This is a genomic window from Streptococcus sp. 27098_8_91 (assembly GCF_041432385.1).
In the GTDB taxonomy this organism is placed as follows: Bacteria; Bacillota; Bacilli; order Lactobacillales; family Streptococcaceae; genus Streptococcus.
Genome location: NZ_JAPVZN010000005.1, coordinates 1 through 13020 on the forward strand (window position 1 = coordinate 1; position 13020 = coordinate 13020).

Annotated in this window: 10 protein-coding genes and 1 tRNA gene; 1 reads left to right on the forward strand and 10 read right to left on the reverse strand. The window is 40.2% G+C overall.

The features are described 5' to 3' along the window. Positions 1–230 precede the first annotated feature (230 nt). From O3611_RS05505 to pbp2a, 3 genes are all read right to left on the reverse strand, one after another. Positions 231–302 (reverse strand) — tRNA-Glu (locus tag O3611_RS05505). Between the two features lie 73 nt (positions 303–375). After that, positions 376–840: a sigma-70 family RNA polymerase sigma factor gene (locus tag O3611_RS05510; protein ID WP_371608049.1), complete on the reverse strand. Its 465-nt coding sequence runs from the start codon at positions 838–840 to the stop codon at positions 376–378. Positions 841–1012: 172 nt separating this feature from the next. Continuing rightward, the gene (gene pbp2a / locus O3611_RS05515) at positions 1013–3238 is read right to left on the reverse strand and encodes a penicillin-binding protein PBP2A (protein ID WP_371608050.1); all 2226 of its coding nucleotides are present in this window, start codon (positions 3236–3238) and stop codon (positions 1013–1015) included. 88 nt (positions 3239–3326) lie between these two features. Between pbp2a and O3611_RS05520 the strand changes: the two genes are divergently transcribed. Next, the gene (locus O3611_RS05520) at positions 3327–4202 is read left to right on the forward strand and encodes an RluA family pseudouridine synthase (RefSeq protein WP_153224702.1); all 876 of its coding nucleotides are present in this window, start codon (positions 3327–3329) and stop codon (positions 4200–4202) included. A 75-nt stretch (positions 4203–4277) separates the two neighbouring features. Here the strand turns inward: O3611_RS05520 and gap are convergent, their stop codons facing one another. From gap to ulaG, 7 genes are all read right to left on the reverse strand, one after another. Beyond that, positions 4278–5288 (reverse strand): type I glyceraldehyde-3-phosphate dehydrogenase, encoded by a 1011-nt coding sequence (gap, locus tag O3611_RS05525; protein WP_000260668.1) that lies wholly within the window; start codon positions 5286–5288, stop codon positions 4278–4280. 269 nt (positions 5289–5557) lie between these two features. Beyond that, positions 5558–8209 carry a bifunctional acetaldehyde-CoA/alcohol dehydrogenase gene (gene adhE / locus O3611_RS05530; protein ID WP_000763948.1) on the reverse strand — a complete coding sequence of 884 codons (2652 nt, stop codon included), beginning with the start codon at positions 8207–8209 and terminating at the stop codon, positions 5558–5560. A gap of 300 nt (positions 8210–8509) precedes the next feature. Then, the gene (locus tag O3611_RS05535; RefSeq protein ID WP_049504892.1) at positions 8510–8923 is read right to left on the reverse strand and encodes an MORN repeat-containing protein; all 414 of its coding nucleotides are present in this window, start codon (positions 8921–8923) and stop codon (positions 8510–8512) included. Further along, entirely contained in the window at positions 8898–9353 is a 456-nt protein-coding gene (locus tag O3611_RS05540) for a low molecular weight protein-tyrosine-phosphatase (protein ID WP_371608121.1), read from the reverse strand. The genes O3611_RS05535 and O3611_RS05540 overlap by 26 nt, the downstream gene beginning before the upstream one ends. Before the next feature lie 48 nt (positions 9354–9401). Further along, positions 9402–9722: a preprotein translocase subunit YajC gene (yajC, locus tag O3611_RS05545; protein WP_371608051.1), complete on the reverse strand. Its 321-nt coding sequence runs from the start codon at positions 9720–9722 to the stop codon at positions 9402–9404. Between the two features lie 115 nt (positions 9723–9837). Beyond that, positions 9838–11814: a transketolase gene (gene tkt / locus O3611_RS05550; protein ID WP_371608052.1), complete on the reverse strand. Its 1977-nt coding sequence runs from the start codon at positions 11812–11814 to the stop codon at positions 9838–9840. Positions 11815–11928: 114 nt separating this feature from the next. Beyond that, on the reverse strand, positions 11929–13020 hold the full coding sequence (ulaG, locus tag O3611_RS05555) for an L-ascorbate 6-phosphate lactonase (RefSeq protein WP_006153413.1): 1092 nt from the start codon (positions 13018–13020) through the stop codon (positions 11929–11931).

A 13020-nucleotide genomic window follows, 5' to 3' on the forward strand; every position in this document is an offset into this window, starting at 1 on the left:
CACTCATTTCTGTCACTGACAGATTTATTGTTTTTTTCATTGTTCAGTACTACAACCTTAGTTGTAGTGCCCTGCACATTGGTTCGTCTTGTTCAGTTTTCAAAGGTCTTTGTCACTCGCTTCTCTCAAGTGACAACTATATTAGTATATCACAGTCGCTTTCGCTTGTCAACACTTTTTTGAAACTTTTTTTAATTTTTTTCATCTAGTGTTTCATCTGTAACATACTATAGTCCGTACGGGATTCGAACCCGTGTTACCGCCGTGAAAAGGCGGTGTCTTAACCCCTTGACCAACGGACCGGAGTTGTTATTTTCAACTCTTACTATTATACCGACTTTTCTTACTTTGTCAACACCTTTTTTAAAATTTTTTTCATTTCTCCTGAATTAATTCCTTCAGCTCTCTGAGAAGGGCTTTGCGACCTTTAAATCGTTCGTCTGCCCATAGACGTTCGTAGGCTTCTTGCTTATCTTGGGGCAACTTTCTTCTATAATTACCTAACAAGTCATGAAAGGCATAATAATCATCCAGCCATAAACCTCCTTCTGGTAGGCGATGGCTAATCTCCCCTACTTCTTCGTAGGACATTCGGTCTAGGCGACGCTTTTGACTCTCTTGTTTTCTGACGCTATCAAGGATTCGATTCCGAAATTTTGTTTTAAAGTAGACGTAGAGTTTCTTTTCTTCTTCCACTAGTTCTGGATGGTGTTCTAGAAGTTCATGGAGACAGATCATGCCTTCTTGGTCCCAGTCTTCTTTTTCCCATAGATGAAGATAATAATCTTTTCGGCATCTATGAACAATTCCTTTTACCTTTGCATAATTCTTTTCAAGCATTTGCTTTCCCCCTTTCTCTGCTTGTAGTATAGCAGAGAAAGGAGGAAAGAGGGGCTGTCTTTCCTATCTTGTGTTTTTTCAAGTCTGTAATGTTATGGAAGTTGTAAATGCTGACAAGTGAGAGTGAAAAAAGACAAAGATTTGAATCCTTGTCTTTTAGCTTATAAACGTATTAGTGAAACAGATCTACAATGGTATCCCAAACTGTCTGGGCTTTTTCTTTAATCTTAGCATCTGAAATAGCTTTGCCTGCTTCATCGACCAGATTTTGTGCTCGTCCACGAATATCTGCTAATATATCATCCGACTGCGTACTAGTATCACTTGTAGTTTGTTTCCGTGTGTTTTCTGGTTCAATACCATTCAACTTATAGGCATTTTCAACTGTAAAGGTACTACCTGGTGTATAAGGAAGAATTGTTTCCGCCATACTTCTAAAAATGTGAGCAGCACCATTCGAAGTCGAACCTGCCAGATAATGATTTTCGTCCGTAGTCGGGAAACCAAGCCAATGACTTATCACCACATCAGGCGTATATCCGATAACCCACTGGTCACTTGTATATACTGGGTTAAAAGCTGCTTCAGTTGTACCAGTTTTCCCAGCCATAACATAGTCATCTGGCGAGGAGCTTATTCCTGTACCGTTTGTAAAAGTACCTAACATCATACTGGTCATTTTATCGGCTACTGACTTATCTATTATACGTTTTTGAGAATTTTTGTGAGTTGCAATGACTTGGCCACTCGCATTTTCAATACGAGTAATAAAATGCGCTTCAGGTATCAAACCTTCATTTGCAAACGCTGCATAAGCCTGCGCCATTTGTAGCGGACTTGTCTCCACCCCACCACCTAGAGCTACACCTAGCACACGATCAACATTCGTTAAATCAAGTCCGAATCTTTCACCTGATTCAAAAGCCTTATCGATACCAAGTTGCTTAACTGTCGCTACAGCAGGAAGATTTAGAGACTCGGCTAAGGCTTGATACATTGGAACTTCTGGTGATGTTTTGATCCCAGCGTAGTTGTCAACCTTATAGTCTCCATATTCCATGGTATGATTATCCAATTCTTTATTTAAAGCCCAACCCGCTTCGACTGCTGGTGTATAGACTACTAAAGGTTTAATCGTTGAACCTGGACTTCTTTTGGTCTGGGTTGCATAGTTAAAATTTCTGAAACCTGTCTTATCATCCCCTGCCACTCGACCAACAACTCCTCGAACTCCACCCGTTTTTGGCTCCAAAGCGACACTACCAGACTCTGCATGTGTCCCATCTTCAGCTGTCGGAAAGAGCGAAGTATTTTGATAGATAACCTGCATATTTGCTTGGTAATTTTGATCTAGCTCCGTATAAATTCGATAACCGTTATTAACGATTTCTTCCTCTGTTAGATTATACTTTTCAATAGCTTCATTAACAACTGCATCAAAATAGGAAGGATAACGGTAGTCTGATATTTTCCCTTCATAACTATCTTTCAATTGAGAAGCCATATCAACACTTGCTGCTTCTGCTTCCTTATTTTTATCAAGGTAACCTGCAGCCACCATATTTTGCAAGACAGTATCTCTTCGATTAGTTGAATGCTCAATAGAATTCAGAGGATTGTACAACTCTGGGCCTTTAAGCATACCTGCTAAAGTGGCGGCTTCATCAAGAGTTAATTCCGATGCTGAAACACCAAAGTACTTTTTACTAGCATCCTCAACACCCCAAACTCCATTACCAAAGTAGGCATTGTTCAAATACATGGTTAGAATTTCTTTTTTACTGTATTTTTTGGTTAATTCTAAAGCAAGAAAGAATTCTTTAGCCTTTCTCTGAACAGTTTGGTCTTGTGAAAGATAAGCATTTTTCGCTAACTGTTGGGTAATTGTAGAACCACCACCCGAGCGACCAGCTGTTAGGATTGCTAGGAAAAAGCGACCATAGTTAATTCCACTATTTTTATAGAAGCTTCTATCTTCTGTCGCAATAACAGCATTCTGCAAATCTTCACTAATTTCCGAGAGCTCAACATAGGTTCCTTTTTGGCCTGACAAGGCACCAGCCTCATTCTCTTCTCTATCAAAAATCACCGTTCGTGTTTTCAAAGCATTCTGCAAGTCTGTAACATTTGTCGATTTAGCCAAGGCAAATAGATAAACCCCAACAAACAAGCTTGCACTTAGTCCAAGAATTAGAAAGATTTTGGTCAGATGATAGCGACGCCAAAATTTTCGAATGGGTCCGACTTGCCCAACTTTCTTTCGCCCACCTCTTGACCGTCTTAAATTAGTCGAGGTATTTTCTTCATTATTAGCTTCGTCGATTTCTATTTCTTCCATTTCAGCTTCTTCTTTTTTAAATAAAGAAAGAAACTTTTCAAATAATGTATCTAATTTCATGCGTTTATTTTATCATCTTCCCCATAGGAAGACAAGAATTTAGCTAGATTCTCTATCCAAATAATCTATTTTTTGTTACAATATCTGTATGAAATTTACCTTTGTTATCCCTGATTCTCTTCCTGAAATGACTGTCAAAATCTTCTTGGAGGAGCAACTACTCATTCCGAGAAAAATACGGCATTTCTTGAGAATTAAAAAGCACATTCTCATCAATCAAGAAGAAGTCCACTGGCATCAAACTGTCAAATCCGGAGATGAATGTCAACTGATTTTCGATGAGGAGGATTATCCTACAAAAGAAATTGTTTGGGGGAATCCTAATCTTGTCCAAGAAGTTTATCAGGACCAACATTTAATCATCGTCAACAAACCTGAAGGAATGAAAACTCACGGGAATCAACCAGATGAGATTGCTCTTCTTAACCATGTCAGTGCCTACGTTGGCCAGACCTGTTATGTCGTTCATCGTCTAGACATGGAAACCAGCGGTTTAGTTCTCTTCGCTAAAAATCCTTTTATCCTGCCTATTCTCAATCGCTTATTGGAGAAAAAAGAGATTTCTAGAGAATATTGGGCACTTGTTAACGGAAATATCAGCAGCAAAGAGCTTGTTTTCAAGGACAAAATCGGACGTGATCGTCATGATCGCAGAAAAAGAATAGTCGATACAAAAAATGGGCAATATGCTGAAACTCATGTAACTCGATTGAAACAATTTCAAAACAAGACCAGTCTTCTTCGTTGTCGATTAAAAACAGGACGTACTCATCAGATTCGAGTTCATTTATCTCACCACGGTCATCCAATCCTTGGAGACCCTCTCTACAATCCACATTCAAAAACTAAAAGACTAATGCTTCATGCATTTAAACTTTCTTTTGTCCATCCTCTGACCTTAAACAAATTAAGCTTTACTGCGCTATCAGATACATTTGAAAGAGAATTAAACCAAAATGGATGACACTATCATCCATTTTTTCTTATAGATACCAAAAAAAAGCAAGACCAGTTGGCCTTGCTTTTATCAACTCAAGAATTATTTAGCGATTTTAGCGAAGTATTCAAGAGTACGTACAAGTTGTGCAGTGTATGACATTTCGTTGTCGTACCATGAAACAACTTTAACCAATTGTTTACCATCAACGTCAAGAACTTTAGTTTGAGTTGCGTCAAACAATGATCCGTAAGACATACCTACGATATCTGAAGATACGATTGGATCTTCTGTGTAACCGTATGATTCGTTTGAAGCTGCTTTCATAGCTGCGTTCACTTCATCAACAGTAACGTTCTTTTCAAGAACAGCTACCAATTCAGTAACTGATCCAGTTGGAGTTGGAACGCGTTGTGCAGATCCGTCAAGTTTACCGTTCAACTCTGGGATTACAAGACCGATAGCTTTAGCAGCACCAGTTGAGTTAGGAACGATGTTTGCTGCACCAGCGCGAGCACGACGAAGGTCACCACCACGGTGTGGTCCATCAAGGATCATTTGGTCACCAGTGTAAGCGTGGATAGTAGTCATCAATCCTTCTACAACACCAAAGTTGTCTTGAAGAGCTTTAGCCATTGGAGCCAAGCAGTTTGTAGTACATGAAGCACCTGAGATAACTGTTTCAGTACCATCAAGGACATCGTGGTTAGTGTTGAATACAACTGTTTTAACGTCGTTTCCACCAGGAGCAGTGATAACAACTTTCTTAGCTCCACCTGGGTGCAAGTGTTTTTCAGCAGCTGCTTTCTTAGCAAAGAAACCAGTAGCTTCAAGAACGATTTCTACACCGTCGTTAGCCCAGTCGATTTGTTCTGGATCACGTTCAGCAGAAACACGGATGAATTTACCGTTAACTTCAAATCCACCTTCTTTAACTTCCACAGTTCCGTCGAAACGACCTTGAGTTGTGTCATATTTCAACAAGTGTGCAAGCATAACTGGATCTGTAAGGTCGTTGATGCGAGTAACTTCAACACCTTCTACGTTTTGGATACGGCGGAAAGCAAGACGACCGATACGTCCGAAACCGTTAATACCAACTTTAACTACCATTAGTGATTTCCTCCTTATGAAAATCATGAAAATTTTATTGTGAAAAGAGTAACTTGAATCACTACAAATCACCTTTCAACATACCTATTATATAACTATTTGAGTTTAATTGCAAGCGCTGGCCTTGTTTTTCTGATAAGCTTTGATAATATTTTCATTTCTTTACTTAGCCTTGCAGCCTACTCCAATTCTATGCATTTCTTAATAAAAAATATATTCTCTAATCATAAAAAAACCGAGGTTTACCCTCGGTTTTGGCTGATAATCAATTATTTACGGCGTCCTGGTCTTTCTTTGTAACCATAGTAAGCATCTTCGATGATTTCTTGCATATGGTCAACCATTGGAAGACGTGGGTTTGCAGGTGAACATTGGTCTTCATAAGCAAGGAAGGCCAATTCACGTGAATGTTCTTTCCATTCTTTTTCGTCAACACCTTGTGCTTTGAAGTTCATTTCGATACCTACGCGCTCACCGAGTTCGTAAACAGCTTTTGCGAAAGATTCAACCCCTTCTTCTGGTGTAGAAGCTGGAAGTCCAAGCATACGAGCGATATCTTGATATTTCTCGTCTGCACGGTAGTAGTTGTACTTAGGCCATGTAGCTGTCTTAGCTGGGCGAGTACCATTGTAACGGATAACGTATGGAAGCAAGATTGCATTTGTACGACCATGGATTGTGTGGAATTGCGCACCAATCTTATGGGCCATTGAGTGAGAAATACCTAGGAAGGCATTCGCAAAGGCCATACCAGCGATTGTTGAAGCGTTATGCATTTTCTCACGTGAGTGGAAGTCTGCATTCTTAACTGAGCTTTCAAGGTTTTCGAATACGAGTTTGATCGCTTGAAGAGCAAGACCGTCAGTGTAGTCGCTAGCCATTTGTGATACGTAAGCTTCAGTCGCGTGAGTCAATACGTCCATACCAGTGTCAGCAGCAACAAATCCAGGAACTGTCAATACCAAGGCAGGGTCTACGATTGCCACAGTTGGTGTCAATGAGTAGTCAGCGATTGGGTATTTACGGTTGTTTGCTTTATCAGAGATAACGGCAAATGGAGTTACTTCAGATCCTGTACCAGATGTAGTTGGGATCGCGATGAATTTAGTCTTCTTACCAAGCAATGGGAATTTGAAGGCACGTTTACGGATATCCATGAATTTTTGTACAAGGTCACGGAAGTCCACTTCTGGTTGCTCATAGAAGAGCCACATTACTTTAGCAGCATCCATTGGTGAACCACCACCAAGAGCGATGATTGTATCTGGTTTGAAAGAGCGCATAATCTCAGTACCACGTTCAACTGTAGTGATATCTGGATCTGGTTCTACATCTGCAAAGATTTGGTAAACAACCTTATTGCGACGAAGGTCAAGTTGTTCGATGATACGATCAAGGAAGCCAAGCTCTACCATAGCGTGGTCAGTAACGATCATGACACGCTCAACGTCACGACATTTTTGAAGGTATTGAATTGAATCACGTTCAAAGTATGTTTTTGAAGGAAGTTTCATCCATTGCATGTTATTTCTCCGTCTTCCGACTTTTTTGATATTCAAGAGGTTAATGGCGCTAACGTTATCCCCAACTGAGTTACGTCCGTAAGAACCACATCCGAGTGTCAATGATGGCAAGAAGGCATTATAAACGTCCCCGATACCACCGAAAGTAGAAGGTGAGTTACAGATAACACGAATAGCTTTAACAGCTTTACCAAATTCTTTAGTCAATTCTTCATCAGCAGTATGGATGGCAGCTGAGTGTCCAAGACCGTTAAATTCAACCATTTGACGAGCTTTAGCAATACCATCTTCACGGCTTTCAGATTTCAAAACTGCGATAACTGGTGACAATTTTTCACGAGTCAATGGCTCGTTTTCACCAACTTCTTTACATTCTGCAGCAAGAATGTTTGTTCCTTCTGGAACAGTAAATCCTGCTTGTTCTGCAATCCAAGTTGCTGGTTTACCAACGATGTCAGCGTTCAATTTTGCACCAGCACAGTTTTTGCTATTTGCTTTCACGCCGAAGCAGAACTCTTCAAGAAGTGCTTTTTCTTTTTTGTTTACAAAGTAAGTATGGTAAGATTTGAACTCTGCTACAAATTCATCGTAAATTTCTTTATCAATGATAACCGCTTGTTCAGATGCACAGACCATACCATTGTCAAATGATTTAGACATTACGATATCGTGAGCAGCTTGGCGGATGTTAGCTGATTTTTCAACATAAGCTGGAACGTTTCCGGCACCTACCCCAAGAGCTGGTTTACCACATGAGTATGCCGCTTTAACCATGGCATTACCACCTGTTGCAAGGATTGTTGCAATACCTTCGTGGTTCATCAATGCACTAGTTGCTTCCATAGATGGTTCAGTAATCCACTGTACACAGTTTTCAGGAGCACCCGCTTTAATCGCTGCGTCACGCACGATTTGAGCTGCATGAGCTGATGATTCTTGAGCTGATGGGTGGAATGCAAAGACAATAGGATTACGAGTCTTCAATGAAATCAACGCTTTAAAGATTGCTGTTGAAGTAGGGTTTGTTGTTGGAGTGATACCACAAACAACACCAACTGGTTCAGCGATAAGAGTCAATCCTGTTACATCATCTTCTTCGATAACACCAACTGTTTTAGTGTGGCGCATGTTGTTTACTACGTGCTCACAAGCAAATAGGTTTTTAGTTGCTTTATCTTCAAATACTCCACGTCCTGTTTCTTCAAAGGCATGTAAAGCCAATTCTCCGTGAGCATCAAGTGCTGCAACTGAAGCTTTTGCTACGATATAATCGACTTGATCTTGGTCAAGTTTACGCATTTCTTCAAGGGCAACTAAAGCTTTTTGCACCAAACCATCGACATGCTTTTCAGCAGCGAGTTTCTTTTCTTCTGGTGTTACAGTTTTTTTATCAGCCATATTTTCCTCCATAGCTTTCAAGGATTGTAAGTCCTTTGTTAATTTTTTCACAAGTTTATTATAACTCTTTTTTAAACGTTTGTAAACAGTTTCATAGATATTTCACAAACTTTTTTTATTTGTTTGTGAAAATAATTTCAAACATACCCGCACATGCACTTTTTCACTTAAAGTTTGTGAATTATTCCGTAAAAGTTTTATTTTTCACAAACTTAGTTGTAAAACAGTCTTGTAAGCCGTTTTTATTTCCATGTAAGCGCTTTCTTAGACTCTGGAAGAATACCTCCTTCTAGGAGGAGGTTATTGTGCTTGTTGAAATAAACCTTGTTTGAAATCCCCTTCATAGACTACTTCTTGTTCGGTAGTCAGTTTTCCTTTTCCTTCAGCTTGGCCATTTACAAAGTCTCCCTCATATACCCAACCTGCTTTAGCTTGGTAGGTACCTTTACCATTGAAGGCACCATTGCTAAATTCTCCAGTATAGGTATCACCGTTTGAGAAGGTAACAGTGCCCTGACCATTCATCTTACCACGAACTAGGCTCCCGTCATAAATAATAGCATCGTTATCAAGCTTAAGAACGCCCTGTTTTGGAAGATTAGTCAGAAATACGAGACCTGCACAGACAACAATGACGATCACTGTCGCAATTTCTAAACGGGGACGTGTTAAATAGACACTATATTTTTCATAGAGTTTTTTTAAATTTTCCATGTTCACTCTCATTTTCTAAGCGACTTAACCAAGCCTGGCAACCAGTTAAAACTCGGTCATAAGTTTCTTCAAAATCACCTGTATACCAGGGATCTGGAACGCTTTCAGATGCAAAAGGCTGTATCTTATATTGTTGATCCTGTGGACACATCTGATGCAAATCAGCGAGATTAGACTCATCCATCCCAATGATATAGTCAAAATACTCAAAATCTTTTTTAGAAATTTGTTGGGAAGTTTTCGAAGTATCATAAGGAACGCCATGACTTCGAAAGATGCCTTGTGTCCCTTTGTGGATTGGATTACCGTGTTCCCAGGAAGAAGTCGCTCGACTTTGAATCTCATATTTATCGGTCAGGAATTTCATTACAAATTCCGCCATAGGACTACGACAAATATTGCCAAGACAGACAAAGACAACTTTTTTCATCATTGTTCCTCTCATTTATAGAAAAACGGGAATGCATTCCACCCCGTTTTATTCTTCAATAGCACTGCCTTCTTCGATAACTGCACCTTCAGGTGTGACAGCTTCTTTGGCTGGCAAAACTGTTCTAATTGCACCTAATTCGAAAGTCAAGTATACTCCGTCTACATCAAGTACAATCGTTTTGTTTTCAGTATCAACTTCGTCGACTGTACCGTAGAGACCACCGATAGTGATTACTTCGTAGCCTTTTTGAAGTTTGTTGAGGCTCTCCATACGTTTTTCAGCTTGTTTCTTTTGAGAACGTTGCATGAAAAACATCAAGCCAAACATCAAAACAAGCATAATCAAGAATGTTAAATTCCCACCCATTATTTTTTCTCCTTTGTAATTCAGATAAAACTACTATATCAAATTTCACTTGTTTTTACAAGATTGCACCTTGATTTTAGGTCAATAAAAAACCAGAGCAAATGCCCTGATTTTCTTATTTCAAGTTGTTTACAAGTTCTACTAAGTTTTCAACTGTAAATCCATATTCTGCTAAAACTTTTGGTGCTGGTGCAGACGCTCCAAAGGTATCAATACCAAGAACTGCTCCATCAAGACCAACGTATTTATACCAGTTTTGAGTTGCTCCCATTTCGACTGCTACACGGCGACGAACTGCATTTGGTAAGATTTCTTCTTTGTAGGCTTCATCCTGTGCGTCAAAAACATCTGTAGATGGCATGCTGACTACGCGAACTTTTCCACCTTGACTTGCCAATTCTTTAGCAGCTGCAACAGCCAGATTAACCTCTGAACCTGTTGCAATCAAGATAGTGTCAAAATCAGTTGCATTTTCATAGACAACATAAGCACCTTTCGCAACCTTGTCAAAGTCTGTTCCTTCTTCAACAGTCAAGTTTTGACGAGTCAAGACAAGAACAGTTGGTGTTTTCTCGCTCTTCACTGCTTGATACCAAGCTGCTTGAGTTTCACGCGCATCTGCTGGACGGAAAACATTGAGGTTTGGAATCGCACGAAGACCTGCCAAGTGCTCAATTGGTTCATGAGTTGGACCATCTTCTCCGACTGCGATTGAATCGTGGGTGAAGACATAAGTTACAGGAAGACCTTGTAGAGCTGACAATCGAACCGCTGCCTTAAGATAGTCTGAGAATACGAAGAATGTTCCACCATAAACACGAAGTCCACCGTGAAGAGCCATTCCGTTCAAGACAGTACCCATTGCAAATTCACGAACACCAAACTGGATGTTACGATTTAAGCGATTTGCATCATCTTGAAGTCCATCCGTTTTGATGTAAGTCATATTTGAATGTGCAAGGTCAGCTGATCCGCCAAGGAAGGTTGGCAATTTAGCAGCCACTACATTTAAAGCATCCTGACTTGAGTTACGAGTTGCTTGAGAGAAACCATTTTCTAAAGCTGGGAAGTCTTCTGGAGTCAATTCAACTGGATCGCGTCCTTCGATAATTGCTTCCACTTCTGCAGCAAGTTCTGGATGAGCTTCTTTGTAATCTGCGACTAATTTTGTCCATGATTCATAGGCTGATGCTCCACGGTCTGCAACATTTTCTTTGAAATCATCATAAACTTCTGCTGGGATTTCAAATGGTTCATAGTTCCAACCAAGTGCCTGGCGAGTTGCTGCAGTTTCGTCTGCACCAAGAGGAGCACCGTGTACGGCATTAGTCCCTTGTTTGTTTGGAGAACCATATCCAATAACAGTTTTCACTTCGATCAAAGATGGTTTGCCTGAAGCCTTAGCTTCTTCAATAGCAGCATGAATAGCTTCTAAATCTGTTCCATCTTCTACCAAGGCTGTATGCCAACCGTAGGCATTGTAACGATCGCGAACACTTTCTGTGAATGAATCTTTTGTCTCACCATCCAAGTTGATATCATTTGAATCATAAAGAACAACCAACTTGTCTAGTTTTTGCAAGCCTGCATAAGAAGCAGCTTCACTTGAGACACCTTCCATCAAGTCACCATCTCCACAGATAACGTAAGTATAGTGGTCAAAGATGTTATAACCTTCACGGTTGTACTTAGCTGCAAGGAAACGTTCTGCTTGTGCAAAACCTGTCGCAGTCGCAATCCCTTGTCCTAGAGGACCTGTTGTTGCATCAACCCCTGCTGTATGACCAAATTCTGGGTGACCTGGAGTTTTAGAGCCCCATTGACGGAAGTTCTTCACTTCATCCATACTCACATCTTCAAAACCAGAAAGGTGGAGAAGGGCATAAAGAAGCATTGATCCGTGACCAGCTGAAAGAATGAAACGGTCGCGGTTAATCCAGTTTGGTTGAGCTGGATTGATACGAAGTTCTTTAGTGAATAGGCTGTATGCCATCGGTGCAGCTCCCATAACCACCCCTGGGTGACCTGAGTTGGCTTTATTGATAGCGTCAATACCTAGAAAACGAATCGCATTAACAGATAGATTTGACATAGAATTTCCTTTCTCTTTGAGGTGATAGGTCTATCACATATTCTATTTGTACTATTATATGAAAATTATCCGTATCGTGCAACATACGGATAACCTCCAGAAAAAATTTTTATATTAAAGCAAGGCTTTGAATTGGATATTTGAGTCTTGTTCGAAGCAGTCATCAAAACCACGTGGGTGATGATATTCTATTAAGTGTTGGTCTTGAGGATAAGTGTATTTACCACCAACTTCCCAGATAAATGGATGGAAATCGTATTGCAAGCGATCTTTTCTCATTTTCCAAAGTTCTAGGATTTCATTGGTAGAAGCCATGAAGTTAGACCAGATATCATAGTGAACTGGGATAATGACTTTGGCACGTAGATTTTCTGCCATGCGAAGAAGGTCGATAGAAGTCATTTTATCTTGGATACCTACTGGGTTTTCACCATAGTTATTCAAAGCAACATCAATTTTGAAGTCTTTACCATGTTTCGCAAAGTAGTTTGAGAAGTGAGAATCCGCACCATGATAGATGGTTCCACCTGGTGTTTCAAAGACATAGTTAACAGCCTTTTGAGCCATTTCTTCATCTGTAACAGCCAACCCAGCAAGTTCACCACCTGTTTCGTCAGCTCCATTTACTGGTAGAGTTACCAAGCAAGTACGGTCAAATGATTCTACTGCATGAATCTTCATGTCTTTTAGTTCGATAGTATCACCTGGCTTCACAACGATGATTCGTTCTTTTGGAACACCCCAGCCTTCCCAGATTCGACCACAATGGTAAGGACCGATAAACTTAACATGCTCTAACTTAGGATTGTTGAGAATCGCTGCAGCTGTGTATGGGTCGATATGGTCACTGTGGAAGTGTGAAACCAAGTAGTAATCTAGTTCGTTAATTGCAAATGGATCAATAACCATTGGTTGAACACGCAAGTTTGGTTGCAATTTACGAACACCTGCCATATTTGCCATTTGGTGTCCACGAACCATATCTTTCACTTTTTTGGTTGATTTTCCACGGTTTGACCAAAGGTCCATGACAACGTTAGCACCACCTGGTGTCTTAATCCAAGTACCACAGTTACCTAGCCACCACATGGCAAAGTTGCCTTCAGGCACGACTTCTTCTTCGATTTCTTCGTTCAACCATGTTCCCCACTCTGGGAAAGTAGCTAAAATCCATGATTCTCTTGTAATTTCTTTTACGTTTGGCAT